Origin of the sequence: Rhizobium sp. FY34 (assembly GCF_005222845.1) — a bacterium.
Classification (GTDB): domain Bacteria; phylum Pseudomonadota; class Alphaproteobacteria; order Rhizobiales; family Rhizobiaceae; genus Neorhizobium.
In genome coordinates, this window is the sequence record NZ_STFZ01000012.1 from 56,416 (window position 1) to 76,055 (window position 19,640).

The following is a 19,640-nucleotide window of genomic DNA, read 5'->3' on the forward strand; positions in this document are numbered from 1 at the left end:
CAAGGGCTTTTGCCGGACTGCGCTATTGCGCCTCATCACAAAGCTTGTCACAAAGCCGCGATGTCACTGGCTGGGCCCTTTTTCATGCGCATCCAACGTTCGTTTCTCAGCGTACCCGCCATCAACCAGCGCGCTCTGGACAAGGTTCCGACGCTGGAATGCGATGGCGTGATCTTCGATCTGGAAGATTCGGTGGCGCCGGAGAAAAAGGTGCAAGCCCGCGACAACCTCAGGCGGTTTTTCTCGCAAGAGCCACGCAGCGACCATATCGCCATCATCCGCGTAAACGAGATTGCCTCGCCCTTCTTCGAGGCAGATCTGGCACTGGTGCTTGAACTCAAGCCCGATGCCGTTCTGCTGCCGAAGGTGAATGACGCTACCGATATCGAAGCTCTCCAGGCGCGTCTGGATGCGGACCTTGCGCCTTCAGAGCTGAAGATCTGGGCCATGATGGAAAGCGCAAGGGGCGTGGCGAACACCGTGCAGATTGCCGCCACGCGCGAGACGGGAGCACACCGCCTCGATGGTTTCGTGGTTGGACTCAATGATCTGCGCAAGGAAACCCGCGTTCTACCACGCCCTGGCCGCACCTATCTCGTACCCTACCTCATGCAGGTGGTGCTCGCCGCCCGCGCCTACGGGCTTTGCGTGATCGACAGCGTCTCCAATGACTTTCGCGATCTGGACGGTTTTGCCAGCGAATGCCTGCAAGGCCGCGAGATGGGGTTCGATGGCAAGATGCTGATCCACCCTGCCCAAATCGCTCCTGCCAACCGGGCATTCGGCCCCTGGCCCGAGGAGATAGCCGAGGCGCAGGCTGTTGTTACAGCCTTTGCCCAGCCGGAGGCGGAAAAGCTCAATGTCATCAATCTTGATGGCCGCATGATTGAGCGGCTACATCTGGAAGGGGCCGAAAAACTCCTTGCCCAGGTAAAGTTCATCGAAAGCAGAAAGACAGATCCATGAAAGTCTACCGTTTCCTCACCGGCCCCGACGACGCCTCCTTCTGTCACCGGGTGACGGATGCTCTCAACAAAGGCTGGGAACTGCACGGCGCGCCCAGCCACACCTTCAATGCGGCTGAAAACAAGCTCTATTGCGGCCAGGCTGTGGTGAAGACCGTCGAGGGCAAGGAATACCATCCCGACATGAAACTCGGCGAGCAGTAAGCAGAAAACCGGGAGCCGCCAGACCGCGGCTTCCGGTGCATTTTCCAGTGACACTCTGCCTGAGAAGGCAAGGCTTTTCACCCCGTCCGATCTGCGGCTTCTTCTGCGCTTTCCTCGATACGCTCCATGTCATCATCGGAAAGGCCGAAATGATGGCCGATCTCATGGATCAGCACATGGGTGATGATATCACCGAGCGTCTCGTCATTTTCCGCCCAATAGTCGAGGATAGGCCGGCGATAAAGCCGGATGCGGTTCGGCAGCTCGCCGGTTTCCATGGTGAAACGCTCTGAAATGCCCCGCCCCTCGAAAAGGCCGAGCAGATCGAAGGGCGTTTCGAGCGCCATGTCATCAAACACTTCGTCATCCGGAAAGTCCTCGATCTCGATGATGAGGTTTCCGGTCAGCGCGCGGAACTCTTCCGGCAGGTTCCCATAGGCCACGATTGCCAGCGATTCAAACGTGCTGATGGTCGGTGCATGGCGATCCTGCCATTCATCGGTCTGGTCGATACGGGCCATACGTGCTCCTTTTCCACCAGCATATAAGGTTTCTGAAAAAATATTTCGAGTGCGGATTCAATCCACAGGTGAAGGCGGTGAACGAATCTCTGACGACCGCCTGTTGACTCTTGCGGACAGCTCTGGAATCCATAGGAACATAACAGGAACATTTAATGAGGCCACGCATTTTGCCTGGCCCGACAACAGATGGAGCTGACGTCATGGCACGATCTGCCTTGGCGCAGGAGACGGTTTTTGCCCTGCGCGAAACGATTGCCCGACTGGAAGGCAAGCCGCTGCCCGCACAGGCAGCGGCCAAGGCACAAGATGTTGGAAACGGCATAGAGCGCGCGCCCGGCAACCTTCTTACAACCGGCATCGACATGCTTGATGAGGCACTGGAGGGCGGCCTGGCCTGTGATACCTTGACCGAGATCCGCAGCGAGGGCTTTCGCCATGCCGGCACCGCAAGCGGCTTTGCGCTGGCGCTCTGCGCCAGAATGCAAATGCAGCATGCAGCATCGAGAGGCCCGGACAATGCGGTACTCTGGATCGCCGACCGCATGGCAGCGCAGGAGGCCGGCAAGATCTACCCGCTCGGCCTGCGGCGGTTCGGGCTTGCCATCGAGCGGCTGTTTCATGCGCTTCCCACCTCGCTGGAGGATGCCCTCTGGCTGGCGGAGGCAGCCCTTGGCAGCGGCGTCTTCTGCATGACCATTCTGGAAATACGCGGCAATCCAAAGGCTTTTGGGCTCACCGAAAGCCGACGGCTAAGCCTAAGGGCCAAGGCGGCGGGGCGGCCGCTTCTGATCCTGAGGCAGGCCGGGGAGGAGGAGGCTTCAAGCGCCCTCTTCCGTTTTCTTGTGCAACCGGCACTAGCTTGCGAGCGACGCCTGCCCGATGGGGCGATGCTTGGCGGCAGCATCGGCCATCCGGTTTTCCGTCTCACTTTGGAGAAGAGCCGCAATCCGGCTCCGCTCTCCCTTTATCTGGAATGGACCCCCCATGACCGCCAATTCCTCGCCCTCGACCCGTCAAAACATGCTCTCCTTCCAGAACAGCCAGCAACGCATCCTGGCGCTGCATTTTCCAAAACTGTCAACGGACCGGATCCTGCGCCGTCGCCGGGGTCTGTCCTGGCGTTTGACCGGGCATCCTGAAGACGGCCCGCTTGGCATTGCCGGGCGGCGAGACAATGCCATGCGCCTCGTCGCGCTGGATGAGGGGGCAGACGCTGCGGGCTTGAAGCGCGGCCAGGGGCTAGCGGAGGCGCGCGCCATCTGTCCAGCCCTGATCGTCAGCGAGGAGGACAAAGCCGCCGACCGACGGTTTCACGAGGCGCTGGCTGACTGGTGCGACCGCTATACCCCGCTGGTAGCGCTGGAGGGCGATGACGGGCTGTTTCTCGATATCACCGGCTCCGCACATCTGTTTGGCGGCGAGGAGGCCTTGCTGCAGGAAATGCTGACCCGGCTTCTGGAAATGGGCCTGCAGGTGCAGGGCGCCATTTCCAAGGCGCCTGGCCTTTCTTCCGCCCTTGCGCGTTATGCCGGAAACCGGATCGTGGCCGACGAGGATTGCGAGACTGCAATTGCACCGCTGCCGCTTTCGGCTTTGCGGATCGAGGAAAGCCTGGTGCGCGCGCTCAACAAACTGGGGCTGAAACAGGTAGGAGACCTTCTGGGCGCCCCACGCGCACCATTGGCGCGCCGTTTCGGCAGCCATCTCCTGATGCGGCTCGACCAGGCGCTTGGCCTGGACGAGGAAGCGATTTCGCCACGCCGACCCGTGGCGAGCCTTTCGGCGGAGCGGCGTCTTGCCGAGCCGGTGCAGGCAGAGGAGGATATCCTGATGCTTGCCGGCCAGGTGGCCGAAGCCTTGAAGCCGAGCCTTGAGGCGCGCGGCGCCGGCGGGCGCGTCTTCGAACTCGTGCTATTTCGCGTCGATGGCAAGGTTTTTCGCATCAGCGCCGGGGCCTCGCGTCCCTTGCGCGATGCAGGCCGGATCGCCCGCCTGTTCCAAGAGCGGCTGAAGGGCCTGCATGACGAGCTTGACGCCGGTTTCGGTTTCGAGATCTTGCGCCTGAACGTGCTGCGCCACGAGGATTTCGACACAGAACAGGGCGATTTTGAAGGCGACGATCGCCGGCATCTGTCGCTGGGTGATTTTGTCGACCAGGTATCGGCCCGCCTCGGGCCGGATTGCCTGCAGACCTATCAGTTGCGCGAAAGCCATATTCCCGAACGTGCGGTGCTGCCCGTTGCCGCACTCGATCATCTGTCGGCAGCGATTGCCGTGAAACCAAGCCGCATGCCGGAAGCAGCCCCCCTCCAAGCTGTAGGGTCAGACAGCAGGGAGCGGCCTTTGCGGCTTTTCACACATCCGGAACCGCTGGAAGCCTTTGCCGTGGAAGTGCCGGACGGGCCGCCGATCCGCTTTCGCTGGCGCCGCCTCACCCATCAGGTGCGCCGGGCGGAAGGACCGGAGCGGCTGGCCGCCGAATGGTGGCTGGACGGCGAGACGGCACCGACACGGGATTATTTTCGCCTGGAATCGGAAAACGGGCAGCGCTTCTGGGTCTACCGTCAGGGGCTCTACGACCAGCTGGCCAATCCGCGCTGGTTCATGCACGGGGTCTTTGCATGACGGTGCCTCCAGAATTTTACGAAATCGGCGCGCGCACCAACTTCTCCTTCCTGGAAGGTGCCTCGCATGCGGAAGAAATGGTGCAGGCAGCCGCTGCGCTGAACCGGCAGGGCGAACTGGCAGGGCTCGGCATTGCCGATCGCAATACGGTGGCCGGCGTGGTGCGCGCGCATGCTCAATTGCGCGACATGAAGGAGGATGGAAAGCTGAAAGTGCAGCCGGGCGCTCGCCTGGTTTTCGAGGATGCGACACCGGATATTCTGGCCTATCCGCGCAACCGCAAGGGCTGGGGCAATCTCTGTCGGCTCTTGAGTGCCGGCAATCTGCGGGCCGAAAAGGGCAGCTGTCTTCTCGGTCTGAACGATCTTCTGGAATGGGGCGACGATATGATGCTTGCCCTCCTGCCGCATCGCAGCCTGCTGGAGGACAAAGCCGGCGCCCAGGCGTTTGAAATCCTGCTGCCGCGGCTGCGCAGGCGTTTTGGCCCAACATTGCACTTGGCGCTGTCGCCGGATTACGACGGACGCGATAGCTTTGCCTTTGCCGCCTTTGCCCAATGGGCATCGCGCGCGCGCATACCGCTTCTAGCCACCAATCAGCCGCTCTACCACCATCCGGACCGGCGACCGCTGGCCGATGTGGTGACGGCCATCCGCACGCATCAGAGCGTGCAGGAGGCAGGCTTCCGCTTTGCCGCCAATGGCGAACGTTACTTGAAGCCGGCGTCGCGCATGGCGGCGATCTTCCGGCGCTATCCGGATGCCATCGCCAATTCTACGCGCTTCTTCGATCAGCTGGACTTTTCCCTGCATGAACTGCGCCACCATTATCCGGAAGAGAAAGTGAATGGCGAAACGCCATCCGAGACGCTGGAACGACTGACCTATGAGGGCGCCCGCGCGCGGTTCGGCGGCGAGATCCCGCAAAAGTTGCGCCTGCAGATCGACGAGGAATTGCAACTCATCCGCGAGAAGGACTATGCGCGCTACTTTCTCACGGTGCGCAACATCATGGAATTTGCCCGCAGCCAGGAGATCCTCTGCCAGGGACGCGGCTCGGCGGCCAATTCCACCGTCTGCTATTGTCTGCGCATCACGGATGTGGATCCGCGAAAATCCTCGCTGCTGTTTGCCCGCTTCCTGTCGACCGAGCGCGATGAGCCGCCGGATATCGATGTGGATTTCGAACATGAGCGACGCGAGGAGGTGATCCAGTTCATTTACAGAACCTATGGGCGTGAACATGCAGGCCTTGCCGCTGCCGTTACCAGCTATCGCACCCGCTCGGCCGGCCGTGAGGTGGCAAAGGCATTTGGCCTGTCGGAAGATGTGCAGACGGCCCTGTCGGCCACGATCTGGGGCTGGTCGGCAGACGGACTTTCCGAGCGCGAGGCCAAGAATGCCGGGCTCGATACCGATGACCCGACAACGAAACGGGTGCTTGCCTATGCCAGGCAGCTGATGGATTTCCCGCGTCACCTGACCCAGCATGTCGGCGGTTTCGTCATCACCCGCGACCGGCTGGATGAAGTCGTGCCGATCATGCCAACGGCCATGGCAGGCCGTTTCATGATTGAATGGAACAAGGACGATCTCGATACGCTGGGCATCCTGAAGGTGGATATCCTGGCGCTGGGCATGCTGACCTGCCTTGCCAAAGCCTTTCGGCTGCTGAAACAGCACTATGGCCTGGAGAAGGACCTGGCCGGCATTCTGGCCGATCACAGGTCGGACGTCTATGACATGATCTGCCGTGCCGATACGCTGGGCGTCTTCCAGATCGAAAGCCGGGCCCAGATGAGCATGCTGCCGCGTCTCAGACCGCGCGAATTCTACGATCTGGTCATCGAGGTGGCGATCGTGCGGCCCGGCCCGATCCAGGGGGACATGGTCCACCCCTATCTCAAACGCCGCGAGGACCAGCGCAACAACCGCCCCTTTTCCTATCCAAGCGAGGAATTGAAACTGGTGCTGGAGCGCACGCTTGGGGTTCCGCTGTTTCAGGAACAGGCAATGCAAATCGCAATTACCGCTGCCGAATTTTCCCCCAGCGAGGCCGACCTGCTGCGGCGCGCCATGGCCACCTTCCGCCGTACCGGCACGATCCATCATTTCCGCGATAAAATGGTAAGCAATATGATCCGCCGCGGTTATGCGCCGGAATTTGCCACGCGCTGCTTCAGCCAGATCGAAGGTTTTGGCGAATATGGCTTCCCCGAAAGCCATGCGGCTTCCTTTGCGCTTCTTGTCTATGTGTCCTGCTGGTTCAAGGCGCTCTATCCGGATGTCTTTCTGACAGCCATCCTCAACGCGCAGCCCATGGGTTTCTATGCCCCGGCGCAACTGGTGCGGGATGCACGCGAACACGGCATCGAGGTTTTGCCGGTGGATGTGAATTTTTCCGATTGGGATGCAGCGCTGGAGGCAGGTCAAGGCTTTGATCCGTGCCGCATGGCAGACCAGCATCGCAGCATGCGCGGCGTGATCAGGTCCAGCCACTCGGTGCGGCTTGGATTGCGGCTGGTCAAGGGCCTGGAGGAGAGAGATATCCGCGACAGGCTCGTTTTCCATCGCGGCAGCGGCTATCACTCCATCCGCGATCTCTGGCTGCGCTCCGGCCTGACCCGCGCCACCATCGAACGGCTGGCAGAGGCCGACTGCTTCCGCTCCATGGGACTGGACCGACGGCGTGCCCTCTGGGAGGTAAGGGCCCTTGATGCGCGCAATGCCAGTGAAAGCCTGCCATTGTTTGCGCAGGCAGGCCATGAAGATCTGCAGATCGAGCCGGAGATGGAATTGCCGGAAATGCCACCGGGCGAACAGGTCATCGAGGATTATCGCAGCCTGACCCTGTCGCTGAAGGCACATCCCGTCACCTTCCTGCGCAGAGAACTTGCATCCCGAGCCATTGTCCTCGCCAGCACCTTGCGCACTGCGCCGAAAAACCGCCGCGTGGATATCGCCGGACTGGTGCTGATCCGCCAGCGACCGGGAACGGCCAAGGTCATCTTCATGACGCTGGAAGATGAAACCGGCATTGCCAATGCCATTATCAAGCCAAAGATCTTTGCGCTTTACCGTTCAGTGGTCATGGCTGCCAGGCTCGTGCGTATCCGCGGCCTGCTGCAACGGGAAAATGAGGTGATCCATGTGATCGCCGACGTGATCGAGGACCTGACGCCCATGCTCGGCCTCCTTCACGAGGAAAAGCACCGCTTCGGGCTTTGCGAGCGGGCCGACGAGGTGCTGCGGGCCACGAAACGGCGCAGGTGCTGCCGAGAGGCCGCAATTTCCATTAAAGTAAGTCCCCGTACGGGATACCGAGTCGCGGGCGACACGCAGATGTGAAAGCCGCTCCTGCCTGCAAATGCCCGGATTTGCCGCGTTTGAAGGCCGCGCGACGGATTCATTCTTGACAGATGCGATCCAATTTATCAAAACAAGACATCACTCATCATGTTTGATGGCTAATACGCATGCTGGTCTGTAGTTGCAATTACATCACCGATCATGAAATCAAGGACGTCATCAATGGCCTCCTCGATGAGGACTGTTGGCAGCTGATCGTGCCGTCCAAGGTCTATCATGCCATGCAGAAGCGTGGTCGCTGCTGCGGCTGCTTTCCCAATGTCGTCGACATCATTATCCGCACAACGGAAGAGTATCATGCCTGCCGGCACTCGACGGAGGCAGAGGTTGTCGATTATATGTCTCGCCTGAAGAAGTTTCATGACGACAACAGGAGAGCGGACATTGAAAGGCGACACAAGAGTCATCGAGCGGCTTAACGAAGCCCTTTTTCTCGAACTCGGCGCAGTAAACCAGTATTGGCTGCATTACCGCCTGCTTGAGGATTGGGGTTACACAAAGCTCGCGAAAAAAGAGCGCGCCGAATCGATCGAAGAAATGCAGCATGCCGACAAGATCGTCGCGCGCATCATCTTCCTCGAAGGCCACCCCAACCTGCAGACACTGGCGCCCTTGCGCATCGGCCAGAACGTTCGCGAAGTTCTGGAGGCGGATCTTGCTGGCGAATATGATGCACGCACATCCTACAAGGCCTCGCGTGATATCTGTTCGGAAGCCGGCGACTACGTGACCATGAAACTGTTCGAACAGTTGCTGATAGACGAAGAAGGCCATATCGACTTTCTCGAGACGCAACTCGAATTGCTCGGCAAGCTGGGCGATGAACGCTACGGCCTGCTGAACGCCGAATCAGCCGACGCCGCTGAATAACAGCGAACCAGAACAGTCCGGAGCCGGCCCGCGTTTTCGCGGTGCCGGCTTTTCTATGCGATCGGATCGCGCAACGCATGCGGGAAAGGCAGCCGCCGCCAGAGCCGAAAACCAGGACAGAGACCGCCAAGCAGCACGGCCTGACGGCTTGCAAAGCGGGCGTATTCAATGATACCCGAATATCCGCGATCCAGTCACGTCATTCTGCTCAAGTCGATAGTACTCTGCTCATGAAAATAAGTGTCTACGCGATCAATCTTGATCGATCAGCAGATCGATGGTCGGAACTTCATCAGCAGGCCGAGACTCTTGACCTTCAACTTATTCGGGTGCCCGCCATCGACGGAGCCAAACTCTCGCCCCATGACTGGCACGACTGCGATGATAGGGAATTTCAACGCCGCAATGGCAGGCTCGTCCTGCCTGGAGAATATGGCTGCTATAAAAGCCACCTGAAAGCGCTGGCCGCCTTTATTGCATCGGGAGATCCGGCCGCCGTAATTGTGGAAGATGACGTACGGCTGACAACCGATCTGGCCGAGCGGATTCAAGCGCTGATGACCGCACGGCCGGAGGCCGAACTCATCAAGCTCTATAATCACCGGATCGTCTGGTTCAGGCATTTCGCCACCTCGTCACATGGCGACGAAATCGGACGAGCAGCCCACGGTCCACAGGGGTCCGCGGCCTGTTACCTTGTCACCCGCTCAGGCGCACTGAAGCTTCTAAAATCGCTGAAGGTAATGCACTATCCTTGGGATGTGGCCCTGGAAAGAGCCTGGGTCACGGGCGCCCGCACCTATGCGACACGCGAGCCGGTTGTCCAGTCCACGCATGCCCGCACAACAATTGCCACAGGCTCCGCCTATAGAGCTTCGAAGTTTCGCTGGTGGAAGCGGATGAGCACCTATGCCATGCGCACCATCGAAAGTGCACGCAGGATCTTCTATGCTCTCATTGGCTAATATAGCGCGCACAGGCAGGGCGATCAATCCTTGGTTGATATTCCCTGTCCTTTGGGCCGTCACCGCATCTGCGGTCATTGTTGAAAGCGATGTTTATCGCTACAGCTGCATCATCTTCGTTATATTTACCCTGACACGCGAGATGCCGCTGGTGCGCAGCATCTCGCGGGACTGGCTGGCATTGCTTTGCTATGGCTGGTCTCTCTATGCATTCAGCCGCTTCCTCATCGGATTGCTGGTCTACGGAGAAAAGGGAGCATCCGAATGGCTCTATATTTTCCCGCTCCTGTTTCCGGTTCTCGGTGCGGCGCTCTATGCCACCAGACGCCATATCCTTGCTGCTGCAACGATATTGCTCATCGCAAGCCTTGGCGCATTGTTGCTGACCCTCAACTACCAAACGACGGCCGACGGCATGCGCGCCGCCCCGCTTTTCCATCACAACCCCATTCATGCGGCGATTGGCTGCTGCATGATCCTGATCACGGCCATCTTCTGGCTGATATTCGGCTTTGAAAGCGGCCTGTTCAGCCGCCGGAAATGGTCCTGCGCACCCTTTGGCGTTGCGGTCATCCTGCTCAGCCTGATTGGCGTGCTGGGCTCACAATCAAAAGGCGCCTGGCTTGCCCTGTGTGCAACACTCGGCTTCATGATCCTTTTGGCCTTCTTCCAGTATGCCGGTCGCAATCGGCTCTATTTCATCCTGATCGTGTCGGCGCTGGTTCTTGTCGTCACAACCCTGGTGGCCACCTATGTGCGTGAAATTGCCGGCACCACGGTCAGTGCCGGGTCGCAATTGTCCAGCCAGGCGGTCACCGGTCAGAACATCATGGGTGCCATGCAGCATGCCATCAACGATCCTGCCACGCCCTTCGCGATGAAGGAGCGATTAATGCTCTGGTCCAATTCCTTCGAACTCATCAGTGCAGAACCATGGTTCGGCTGGGGCAATCTTTGGTTGCGTGAATGGCGCAAGACCACCTACGCTGATATTGGCTACACGCTGATGCACAACGGATATCTGGAGATCATGGTGCGCCACGGCCTGTTTGGCCTCCTCTTCCTTGCAACATTCATTGCCGCCTCCATATGGCGGATCAGCCAAGCCTGTCGCAGCGGTGTCATTGCCCCAAGCCTTGCAGCCTATCTTTATTGCATCAGCTTCTTCTTCTTTTGCACCATCTTGACCAATTCCAACAATCGGCTGGCCCTGGGCGAAAGCTTCATGTGTCTGGCGGCTGCGGCAGTGTTTGCCATAACACTCGCAATGCAGGCGTCAACACCTCACGCAAAACCCGCGACACATCCGGCGGTCTCAGGGTAAAGCCTTGACGCAAACGGATATACGGCGCCCAAGCGCAATTTCCTCAACACAGGCGTGCCAGACGATGTCAGTAAAACGGATCTTCGATACCAGCGTTGCGGCTATTGCCCTTCTTGTGCTCGCTATTCCGATGGCCTGTATCGCACTGGCCGTGCGGCTGACCTCGAATGGGCCGGCGCTTTACTGGTCGCGGCGGGTCGGGCGCGACAACGGCCTGTTCTCCATGCCCAAGTTTCGCACCATGCAGCTCAATGCACCCGTGGTGGCTACACATCTGCTGCAGAACCCTGAGAGCCACCTCACCTCCATAGGAGGTTTTCTGCGGCGCACCAGCCTTGATGAGCTTCCCCAGCTCTGGTGCGTGCTGAGAGGCGAGATGAGCTTGGTCGGACCGCGCCCTGCTCTGTTCAATCAAGATGATCTGATCGCCGCCCGCACCCAGTGCAACATCCACAGGCTTTTGCCGGGCCTGACGGGCTGGGCACAGATCAACGGACGAGATGAATTGGCCATTCCTCAAAAAGTCGCCTTGGATGAAGAGTATATGACGCGTAAGAGCTTTACATTCGATATGCGCATCCTGTTTCTGACAGTCCTGAAAGTGGCTGGCGCTTCAGGTGTCAAACACTAAATCCTTGAGCGACCGATCCGGCGCAACACGCGCCAGATCGACGCTCAAAGACCGGTGAAATGAAATGGACAGTTGAGACCTGCTTTCGAAACGCGCGCAGATCAAATGTCGGAATCGAACCACGAGCAGCATGCCGGGCTTTCTCAGTATCACGTCCGGGGTCAACGCAGGACAAAAATGGCTTCAAGTATCACCGACAGCGGCTGGCTTTTGAAACTACGGGAGCAGATTATCCGGACGCCGCGCGTCTGGAAGCGGCTGCTGATGATCAGTTTCGATACCGGTGCCCTCCTGGTGGCGCTGTGGGCAAGCTATGCGATCCGCTTGTCGCAATGGCTGCCGGAGGTGACGGCAGAACGACTGACGCTGACGGCTCTGGCGCCCGTTGTCGCCATTCCCGTTTTCATTCGCCTGGGATTGTACCGGGCCGTTATCCGCTATCTGCCGGAAGCGGCCATCTGGACCATTCTGAAGGCGATGGTCATTGCCACGATGAGTTGGGTCATTCTCATCTTCCTGATGGAAATGGCCGGCCAGGGTATCGTGCCCCGCTCCGTTCCGTTTCTTTACTTCATCCTGGGCACGCTTCTGATTGGTGGCATGCGCTTTACAGCGAAATGGGTTCTCAACACCGGAACCGGCCTGCGGCGGGATGAGGAGCCGATATTCATCTATGGAGCCGGCCCTGCGGCCGTCCAACTGGCACGCGCCCTGAACGGGCATGGGAAGCGCTATGTGGTGGGCCTGATCGACGATGAGCCCGCCAATCATGGCCGGGATATCGCCGGTTATCGCGTCTACCCTTCCCGCGACCTGCCGTCCCTGATCGACCGCTACGGGATCAAGGAAATTGTCCTCAGCATGTCCTCGATCCCGGCTGATGCAAAACAATCGGTCATTACCAATATCTCGGGACTGGGCGTGAAGATCCGCACCCTCCCGGATATCTCGGATCTTGTCGATGGACGCTATGTGGTCAGCCAGATCCGGGAAATCGAAATAGACGAACTTCTGGGACGATCTTTCGTTCCAGCCGACAAGAGCCTTCTCAGCCATTCTCTTACAGACAAGGTGGTCATGGTCACAGGCGCCGGCGGCTCCATCGGCTCGGAACTGTGTCGATTGATCATTCGCTGGAAGCCAAGAAAACTCGTCCTTCTCGAGGCAAGCGAATTTGCCCTCTACCGGATAGAGCAGGAACTGCGAATGGCAGATCCGGACATGATCATCCCGGTGCTGGGATCGGTGACCAATGCAAGCACTGTGCGGCGCGCCATCCGCCACCATGGCGTGGAGGTGCTTTACCATGCAGCCGCACACAAGCATGTGCCGCTGGTGGAGGCCAATATCCTCGAGGGTATCCGCAACAATGTGTTTGGAACCTTGACGGTCGCAACGGTGTCTGCGGAAGAAAATGTCTCGAATTTCGTTCTGATTTCGTCGGATAAGGCCGTACGGCCAACGAATGTCATGGGCGCGACGAAGCGCTGGGCGGAACTGATTGTCAGGCAAATGGCTGTGGAAGCCGACGCGCGCGCGCGCGCGCAGATTTTCTGTGCCGTGCGCTTTGGCAATGTTATCGGTTCTAATGGCTCTGTCGTGCCGCTTTTCAAGCAGCAGATCGCCAAGGGCGGGCCCGTGACGGTGACCGACCCGGACATGACCCGCTACTTCATGGCCATTCCCGAGGCTGCAGAACTGATCGTCCAGGCCGGCGCGCTCTCCGGTGGTGGAGATGTTTTCCTTCTGGACATGGGCGAGCCCGTGCGCATCGGCGACCTGGCTGAAAACATGATACGCTTGGCCGGTTTCCAGGTCAGCGATGGACGCCACATGGACGGTGGCATTGCCATAGAGGTCATCGGCAAGCGGCCGGGAGAAAAACTGTTCGAGGAACTGTTTTACGATCGAAACAACGCCAAACCGACACGGCATCCCAAGATCCTGCGGGCCGATTCTGCGGCCATAGCCCGCTACGACATGGCACAGGCATTGGGAAATCTCGAGCAGGCCGTGAATGCGGATGATGAGGTACGCGCACGGCAACTGCTGTTTGAACTGATCACCACCGAAAAGTGCGGTGATCCGCTGGAATCGCAAGATCGATCGCAGTGTGTCGATTCGGGCTGTCCGTCTTGACCGTACTCGTCACCGGAGCTTCCGGCTTCATTGGCTCCGCCCTGATGCGGGACCTGGAGCGGCTTGGCCTGAAAGCCCGAGGTCTCACACGCGGAGACACAGCAGGCCTCATCTCTGTGCCCTCCTATGATGCGCCGGACGAACTGGCCCAGCATTTGGCCGGTGTGACAAGCCTCGTGCACCTAGCGGCCCGTGTCCATGTCATGCAGGAAACCTCGAAGGACCCGCTGACTGCCTTTCGCCAAGCCAATGTCGAAACGACCATAAATCTGGCGCGCCTGGCGGCCGCTTCCGGTGTCCGCCGTTTCGTTTTCCTCAGTTCCATCAAGGTGAATGGCGAGCGCACAGTACCGGGAAAACCGTTTTGCGCCGATGATCCATCAGCCCCCGAAGATAACTATGGTCTTTCAAAGGCCGAAGCGGAGGCGGGTCTGAGGGAGGTCGGGCGCCAGACCGGCATGGAGATTGCGATCATACGGCCGCCGCTGGTCTATGGCCCCGGCGTTGGGGCCAACTTCCGCAAATTAATGACGCTGGCAGCAAGTCCGCTTCCTTCGGTCTTCTCGCGGATAGACAATAGGCGCTCGCTCGTCTTTATCGGCAATCTCTGTGACCTCATCATCCAGTGCCTCATCAACAGCAAGGCTGCCGGTCAGGTGTTTCTGGTCAGCGACGGACACGACCTTTCGACACATGGGCTGATATGCGACATGCGAAGGGCCATGGGCAAGGCGTCTCCAAGCCTGCCGGTGCCACCGGCGCTGCTGCACACTCTTGCCACGCTGCCTGGGTTCAGTGCCGTCCTTGAACGCTTGCTCGGCACTCTACAGGTTGATATCACGGCAACCCGTGACCGGCTATCCTGGACACCACCTTACTCGATTGCGCAGGGGCTTAAGGCAACACTTCTGGGCGACGGAGTGCTTGATCGCTGAGGCATAGCGCAGGGGCTCAAGACCTTCACATATCATCGCCTTTGCCTTGCAAACCGGTGCAGGGACAAAAATGGTAGGATCAATGCGCGTTCTTCATTTCTTCAAGACCTACTATCCCGACACCTTCGGCGGCGTCGAGCGTACCATCCATGCGATTGCCAAGGGCAGCATTGCGCATGGTATCGAGACCGACGTGCTGTCGTTGAGCAGTGATCCAGTTGCCAACAGCCAGATCTTAGATGGCCATAGGGCTCAGAAGGCGAAGCTCGATTTCGAGTTTGCCTCCACAGGCTTTTCACGAGATGCCTTCAAAGCCTTCTCCGACTTGTCGCGTCAGGCCGACATCGTTCACTATCATTTCCCATGGCCATTCATGGACCTCGTGCATCTACTGAAACCGCCGGGAAAGCCGACACTCGTCACGTATCATTCCGACATCGTGAAGCAGAAAACGCTCTTGCGGGCCTACACACCACTGATGCACCGTTTCCTGTCGAGCGTCGATCGGGTGGTGGCCACATCCGATAACTATGTGAAGACCAGCGCTGTGTTGCAACGCTACGAAAACAAGCTGGACATTATACCGATTGGTCTGGACGAGGCCGACTATCCCCGCGCACCAAAAGCTCTTGCAGAGCAGTGGCAATCACAGTTCAAGCGCCCCTTCTTCCTGTTTGTCGGGGTGCTGCGGTACTATAAAGGCATCCAGTTCCTGGTGGAGGCGGCAAAAGGCCTGGCTGCGGATATCGTCATCCTCGGCGAGGGTCCGATGGAGGTGCAACTGAAGGCACAGGTCAGCGAACTGGGCCTGCAAAACATTCACTTTCTGGGAAAAAGGTCCGACCTGGACAAGGCTGCCTTGCTGGAACTCTGCACGGCACTAGTTTTTCCCTCGCATCTGCGATCAGAGGCTTTCGGCCTCTCGCTGGTCGAAGCAGCCATGTTCGGCAAACCCATGATCAGCTGCGAGATCGGCACGGGCACGAGTTTTGTCAACCGGCATGGAATAACAGGCATCGTCGTACCTCCGGGCGACGCCAAGGCCCTTCACCAGGCTATGCAGGCCTTGCTCACCGATTCGGGTCGAACACACGCCTATGGCCATAATGCCCGGCAGCATTATACGGACAAACTTAGATCATCTTTGATGGTTGAACGTTACAACACCCTCTACAGAAAGCTTGCCGCCTCCTCTAGGTAAGGGTCCTGAAATGCAAGACAAAACGATGATCTGGGCCGCAATGACTTTGGCAGACAAGGTCTTTTACCGGCCGAGCTTTGCCATCAGCGCCTGATACCAGACCGCATAGGGTTGTGCGATCCACCACTTCAGGGGGACGCTGCCATAGTGCTTTCGCACAACACGGATCGCCTCCCTGTAGTGACGGGCGCGCTGTGTCTTCGTCTTCGTATCGGCGTGAACCCGATTGACCGCAACCACGTCATTCAGGAAAACAGGCGGTGCAACATTCTTGAAGAGACGCCACCACAAATCATAGTCCATCGCCATATGCAGGCTCGGATCAACACCTTCAACCGCTTCCCAGGCGCTGCGCCTGATCAGGGTAGCCGGTTGAGAGATGATGCAGCGGAGTGCCATCTGGCGTGCGCTAAAGGGCTGAACCCAGACTTCCTTGTCCAGCCCCGTCTTGTCGAAATGGTTGAGGCAACGGCCATACACCATAGGGGCAGACGGATGTGCTTCGGCATAGGCAACAAGCCGCGAGAGCCCTCCAGGCAGAAACCAGTCATCGCTGTTCAGCCAGCAGACATACTTGGCCCGGCCCTTGGCTATCCCTTCATTGATGGCAGCAGCCTGGCCATCATCCGGGTAGCTGCGAAAACCAGTGAGACGGTCCTCAAAGCGTGCAATCACATCCAGCGACTGGTCTGTCGAACCGCCATCCAGGACGAAGACCTCGACAGGCACAGTGTTCTGATCCAGCAAGGACGCCAGTGCCTGTTCGAGATAGCGCCCCTGATTGAACGACGGTACGGCGACAGTGACGAGCGGGTCCGTCAGCGTCAGCTCCCGACGTTCTGGAGGAAATCGGCATAGGCAAGCGCAATGCCTTGGCGCAGATCGGTCTTTGCCTTCCAGCCGATCGATTTTATCTTGTCGACATCAAGCAGCTTGCGCGGCGTGCCATCCGGCTTGGACGCATCAAACACGATATCACCGGTAAAGCCGACAACATCCATGACCGTTTCCGCAAGCTCCTTGATCGTCACATCGACACCCGTTCCGACATTGAAGAGGCCGTCGCGGATCTCATCTTTTTCCATCAGGAAAACGCAGGCCTCCGCCATGTCATCGACATAGAGAAATTCGCGCATCGGCTTTCCCGAACCCCAGACTTCATAGACAGAATCGCCACGCAGTTTGGCTTCGTGTGCCTTGCGGATCAGAGCCGGAAGAACGTGGCTGGTGGCCAGATCGTAGTTGTCGTTGGGGCCGTAAAGATTCGTCGGCATGGCCGACACATACTGCGTCCCATACTGGCGGTTATAGCTTTCGCACAGCTTGATGCCGGCGATCTTGGCAATCGCATAGGGTTCGTTTGTCAGTTCCAGCGGACCCGTCAGGAGGTAATCCTCCCGGATCGGCTGCGGACAGTCGCGCGGATAAATGCAACTGGAACCGAGGAACAACATCCGCTCCACACCGGCCATTGCGGCCGCATGCGTGATGTTCGCCTCGATAATCAAGTTCTGGTAGATGAAGTCGGCGCGATAGGTGTTGTTGGCGTATATCCCTCCGACCCTAGCAGCCGCCATGAAAATATAATCAGGTTTTTCGGATGCCAAGAACTCCGTAACCGAGGCCTGCTGCGTGAGATCAAGCTCTGAACTCGTCCTCATCACCAGGTTGGAATATCCCGCCGACCTGAGCCTGCGAACGATGGCTGAGCCAACCATGCCGCGATGGCCGGCTACGTAAATCTTGGCATCCGTATTCATGACTTACTCGTGATAGCTGAAGGTCGTGTAACCGTGGTTCTTGACAACCTCGTCCCGCTCTGCGGATCTGAGGTCTTCGCGCATCATTTCGGAAACCAGTTCCTCGAAGGTAATCTTCGGGGTCCAGCCCAGCTTTTCCCGAGCCTTCGATGCATCGCCCAACAGGGTTTCGACTTCAGCCGGACGGAAATAGCGGGGATCAACTGCAACGATGCACTTGCCGTTTTCGTCATAGCCCTTTTCATCGACACCGGTGCCGGACCAGGTGATGGTCATCTTTGCTTCGTCCGCGGCAGCGTTGACGAAATCACGAACGCTGAACTGAACGCCCGTGGCAATCACGAAATCTTCGGGCTGTTCCTGCTGCAGCATCATCCACTGCATTTCAACATAGTCCTTGGCATGACCCCAGTCGCGCTTGGCGTCGAGATTACCAAGATAGAGGCAATCCTGCAGGCCAAGCTTGATACGAGCGAGCGCACGCGTGATCTTGCGGGTGACGAAGGTTTCACCGCGAACGGGGCTCTCATGGTTGAACAGGATGCCGTTGCAGGCATACATGCCGTAAGCTTCGCGGTAGTTGACCGTAATCCAGTAGGCATAGAGCTTGGCAACGGCGTAAGGCGAACGGGGATAAAACGGCGTTGTTTCGCGCTGCGGGATTTCCTGCACGAGACCGTAAAGTTCCGACGTCGATGCCTGATAGAAGCGCGTTTTCTTCTCAAGACCGAGAATACGCATGGCTTCCAGAATACGCAAAGCGCCAAGTCCATCCGAATTGGCCGTATATTCCGGCTCTTCGAAAGACACAGCAACGTGTGACTGAGCAGCAAGATTGTAGATCTCGTCCGGCTGCACCTGCTGGATGATCCGGATAAGGCTCGTGGAATCGGTCAAGTCACCATGATGCAATACAAACTTGCGGTCGCCCTCATGGGGATCGACGTAGAGATGATCGATACGATCCGTATTGAACAGCGAAGTACGACGCTTGATGCCATGCACTTCATATCCCTTATCCAGCAGAAGTTCTGCCAGATATGATCCGTCTTGGCCTGTTACACCGGTAATAAGAGCTTTTTTCACGCTACCTCTCAGCTATCTACAAGGGGCTTCAAACGCTCAATCTGTGACTGAACCATGAGCGTCACCATGTTTTCAAAATTTACTGTTGGTTGCCAGTCCAGCATTTTCTTGGCTTTTGTTGGATCAGCAAGAATGCAGCCTGGCTCAAGCGGACGTACCAACACCGGATCGCTGAATACACACTTTTTCCAATCGCATCCAACACTTTGGTATGCGACCTCGCATAATTCGCTCAACGTATGCTGTTCACCCGTGCCGATGACAAAGTCACCCGGCGCATCTTGCTGCAAGATCATCCACATTGCGCGAACGAAATCTGGTGCATAGCCCCAATCGCGGGCAATTGCGAGATTTCCAAGCGCCAGTTGCCCATTTTCGACAATCGGACGACCACGTTCATTCAGATCCGGGGAGTTCATAATGCCAAGGGACGCGCAGGCAGCACCATAGGCCACTTTCTGCGTGAGGAAATGCAATGGCCGGCGTTCGCTCTCGTGATTGAACAAGATACCATTGGCAATATAGAGGCCGTAGCTGTTGCGATAGATCAGAGCCATCTGATGAGCATAGGCCTTTGCGGCGGCATAAGGATTGACCGGGTGAAACAAAGTGCTTTCGTTTTGCCGATTTTCCCTCGACTGCCCAAACATTTCAGAGGATGAGGCATTGTAGACCCTGGCGTCGGGCCGGTGATGCCGGACAGCCTCGAAAAGCCGCACGGCAGCCATGCCGTTAACGGTCAATGTCTCTGCCGCCCGCGCCCAGGATTCACCCGGTCGCGATTGCGATGCCAGATGATAGATTTCATCGGCCTGCGAATCCTGAACCGCATTGGCAATATCGACGCCTTCCGTCAGATCACCCAGCAGAATCTTGACCTTACCTTTCAGATGGCTGCCACAATTGGGCTTGTACCAGCTTTCCTGCCGGGCAAAGCCGAAAACTTCATACCCCTTCTCAAGCAAAAGCTCTGCCAGGTAGGATCCATCCTGGCCCGTAATCCCTGTGATAAGCGCCCGCTTCATATGAGCGTCCTTCTGGGT

The 19,640-nt window shown here is 58.1% G+C and carries 18 protein-coding genes; 13 read left to right on the forward strand and 5 right to left on the reverse strand.

The window, feature by feature from the left end:
- Nucleotides 1-84: 84 nt before the first annotated feature.
- Together E8M77_RS10185 and E8M77_RS10190 are read left to right on the forward strand one after the other, a co-directional pair.
- Nucleotides 85-966 (forward strand): CoA ester lyase, encoded by an 882-nt coding sequence (locus E8M77_RS10185; RefSeq protein ID WP_137130530.1) that lies wholly within the window; start codon nucleotides 85-87, stop codon nucleotides 964-966.
- Nucleotides 963-1,169 carry a DUF1737 domain-containing protein gene (locus tag E8M77_RS10190; RefSeq protein ID WP_137130531.1) on the forward strand — a complete coding sequence of 69 codons (207 nt, stop codon included), beginning with the start codon at nucleotides 963-965 and terminating at the stop codon, nucleotides 1,167-1,169. The genes E8M77_RS10185 and E8M77_RS10190 overlap by 4 nt, the downstream gene beginning before the upstream one ends.
- Nucleotides 1,170-1,246: 77 nt before the next feature.
- Here E8M77_RS10190 and E8M77_RS10195 read toward each other — a convergent pair whose 3' ends face one another.
- Entirely contained in the window at nucleotides 1,247-1,690 is a 444-nt protein-coding gene (locus E8M77_RS10195) for a metallopeptidase family protein (protein ID WP_137130532.1), read from the reverse strand.
- A gap of 203 nt (nucleotides 1,691-1,893) precedes the next feature.
- On the opposite strand from E8M77_RS10195, the gene E8M77_RS10200 reads away from it, so the two are divergent.
- The 11 genes from E8M77_RS10200 to E8M77_RS10250 all read left to right on the forward strand — a co-directional run bounded on the left by E8M77_RS10200 (nucleotide 1,894) and on the right by E8M77_RS10250 (nucleotide 15,751).
- Nucleotides 1,894-2,832 carry a hypothetical protein gene (locus E8M77_RS10200; RefSeq protein WP_246659206.1) on the forward strand — a complete coding sequence of 313 codons (939 nt, stop codon included), beginning with the start codon at nucleotides 1,894-1,896 and terminating at the stop codon, nucleotides 2,830-2,832.
- Nucleotides 2,714-4,318, forward strand: a complete 1,605-nt coding sequence (locus E8M77_RS10205) for a DNA polymerase Y family protein (RefSeq protein ID WP_281408186.1) — start codon at nucleotides 2,714-2,716, stop codon at nucleotides 4,316-4,318. The genes E8M77_RS10200 and E8M77_RS10205 overlap by 119 nt, the downstream gene beginning before the upstream one ends.
- A complete protein-coding gene (locus tag E8M77_RS10210) occupies nucleotides 4,315-7,665 on the forward strand; it encodes an error-prone DNA polymerase (protein WP_137130534.1) in 3,351 nt (1,116 codons plus the stop codon). The genes E8M77_RS10205 and E8M77_RS10210 overlap by 4 nt, the downstream gene beginning before the upstream one ends.
- A gap of 128 nt (nucleotides 7,666-7,793) precedes the next feature.
- On the forward strand, nucleotides 7,794-8,105 hold the full coding sequence (locus tag E8M77_RS24170) for a (2Fe-2S)-binding protein (RefSeq protein ID WP_137130535.1): 312 nt from the start codon (nucleotides 7,794-7,796) through the stop codon (nucleotides 8,103-8,105).
- Nucleotides 8,071-8,556 carry a bacterioferritin gene (gene bfr, locus E8M77_RS10220; RefSeq protein ID WP_137130589.1) on the forward strand — a complete coding sequence of 162 codons (486 nt, stop codon included), beginning with the start codon at nucleotides 8,071-8,073 and terminating at the stop codon, nucleotides 8,554-8,556. Before E8M77_RS24170 ends, bfr begins: the two co-directional genes overlap by 35 nt.
- 77 nt (nucleotides 8,557-8,633) lie before the next feature.
- Entirely contained in the window at nucleotides 8,634-9,521 is an 888-nt protein-coding gene (locus E8M77_RS10225; RefSeq protein ID WP_246659207.1) for a glycosyltransferase family 25 protein, read from the forward strand.
- Nucleotides 9,522-9,555: 34 nt separating this feature from the next.
- A complete protein-coding gene (locus E8M77_RS10230; protein ID WP_170975813.1) occupies nucleotides 9,556-10,845 on the forward strand; it encodes an O-antigen ligase family protein in 1,290 nt (429 codons plus the stop codon).
- Between the two features lie 64 nt (nucleotides 10,846-10,909).
- A complete protein-coding gene (locus E8M77_RS10235) occupies nucleotides 10,910-11,476 on the forward strand; it encodes a sugar transferase (protein ID WP_137130537.1) in 567 nt (188 codons plus the stop codon).
- Nucleotides 11,477-11,653: 177 nt separating this feature from the next.
- Nucleotides 11,654-13,615: a nucleoside-diphosphate sugar epimerase/dehydratase gene (locus tag E8M77_RS10240; RefSeq protein WP_246659208.1), complete on the forward strand. Its 1,962-nt coding sequence runs from the start codon at nucleotides 11,654-11,656 to the stop codon at nucleotides 13,613-13,615.
- A complete protein-coding gene (locus tag E8M77_RS10245; RefSeq protein ID WP_246659209.1) occupies nucleotides 13,612-14,550 on the forward strand; it encodes an NAD-dependent epimerase/dehydratase family protein in 939 nt (312 codons plus the stop codon). Before E8M77_RS10240 ends, E8M77_RS10245 begins: the two co-directional genes overlap by 4 nt.
- An 82-nt stretch (nucleotides 14,551-14,632) precedes the next feature.
- Nucleotides 14,633-15,751, forward strand: a complete 1,119-nt coding sequence (locus E8M77_RS10250; protein WP_137130538.1) for a glycosyltransferase — start codon at nucleotides 14,633-14,635, stop codon at nucleotides 15,749-15,751.
- A 63-nt stretch (nucleotides 15,752-15,814) separates the two neighbouring features.
- Here the strand turns inward: E8M77_RS10250 and E8M77_RS10255 are convergent, their stop codons facing one another.
- From E8M77_RS10255 to E8M77_RS10270, 4 genes are read right to left on the reverse strand one after another with little or no spacing between them, the layout of a single operon-like run.
- Nucleotides 15,815-16,579: a glycosyltransferase family 2 protein gene (locus E8M77_RS10255; RefSeq protein ID WP_348639902.1), complete on the reverse strand. Its 765-nt coding sequence runs from the start codon at nucleotides 16,577-16,579 to the stop codon at nucleotides 15,815-15,817.
- Nucleotides 16,576-17,511, reverse strand: a complete 936-nt coding sequence (locus tag E8M77_RS10260; protein WP_137130540.1) for a GDP-L-fucose synthase — start codon at nucleotides 17,509-17,511, stop codon at nucleotides 16,576-16,578. Before E8M77_RS10260 ends, E8M77_RS10255 begins: the two co-directional genes overlap by 4 nt.
- A gap of 3 nt (nucleotides 17,512-17,514) precedes the next feature.
- Nucleotides 17,515-18,597, reverse strand: coding sequence for a GDP-mannose 4,6-dehydratase (gene gmd, locus E8M77_RS10265; RefSeq protein ID WP_137130541.1), 1,083 nt, complete (start codon nucleotides 18,595-18,597; stop codon nucleotides 17,515-17,517).
- Between the two features lie 8 nt (nucleotides 18,598-18,605).
- A complete protein-coding gene (locus E8M77_RS10270; protein WP_137130542.1) occupies nucleotides 18,606-19,622 on the reverse strand; it encodes a GDP-mannose 4,6-dehydratase in 1,017 nt (338 codons plus the stop codon).
- Between the last annotated feature and the right edge of the window lie 18 nt (nucleotides 19,623-19,640).

Excerpts from the sequence above, each read along its gene's own strand:
- E8M77_RS10235 (WP_137130537.1), top strand. The coding sequence starts at position 10,910 with ATGTCAGTAAAACGGATCTTCGATACCAGCGTTGCGGCTATTGCCCTT.
- E8M77_RS10260 (WP_137130540.1), bottom strand. The coding sequence starts at position 17,511 with ATGAATACGGATGCCAAGATTTACGTAGCCGGCCATCGCGGCATGGTT.
- E8M77_RS10205 (WP_281408186.1), top strand. The coding sequence starts at position 2,714 with ATGCTCTCCTTCCAGAACAGCCAGCAACGCATCCTGGCGCTGCATTTT.
- E8M77_RS10250 (WP_137130538.1), top strand. The coding sequence starts at position 14,633 with ATGCGCGTTCTTCATTTCTTCAAGACCTACTATCCCGACACCTTCGGC.
- E8M77_RS10195 (WP_137130532.1), bottom strand. The coding sequence starts at position 1,690 with ATGGCCCGTATCGACCAGACCGATGAATGGCAGGATCGCCATGCACCG.
- E8M77_RS10210 (WP_137130534.1), top strand. The coding sequence starts at position 4,315 with ATGACGGTGCCTCCAGAATTTTACGAAATCGGCGCGCGCACCAACTTC.
- E8M77_RS24170 (WP_137130535.1), top strand. The coding sequence starts at position 7,794 with ATGCTGGTCTGTAGTTGCAATTACATCACCGATCATGAAATCAAGGAC.
- E8M77_RS10240 (WP_246659208.1), top strand. The coding sequence starts at position 11,654 with ATGGCTTCAAGTATCACCGACAGCGGCTGGCTTTTGAAACTACGGGAG.
- E8M77_RS10270 (WP_137130542.1), bottom strand. The coding sequence starts at position 19,622 with ATGAAGCGGGCGCTTATCACAGGGATTACGGGCCAGGATGGATCCTAC.
- E8M77_RS10185 (WP_137130530.1), top strand. The coding sequence starts at position 85 with ATGCGCATCCAACGTTCGTTTCTCAGCGTACCCGCCATCAACCAGCGC.
- E8M77_RS10190 (WP_137130531.1), top strand. The coding sequence starts at position 963 with ATGAAAGTCTACCGTTTCCTCACCGGCCCCGACGACGCCTCCTTCTGT.
- E8M77_RS10200 (WP_246659206.1), top strand. The coding sequence starts at position 1,894 with ATGGCACGATCTGCCTTGGCGCAGGAGACGGTTTTTGCCCTGCGCGAA.
- E8M77_RS10225 (WP_246659207.1), top strand. The coding sequence starts at position 8,634 with ATGCGGGAAAGGCAGCCGCCGCCAGAGCCGAAAACCAGGACAGAGACC.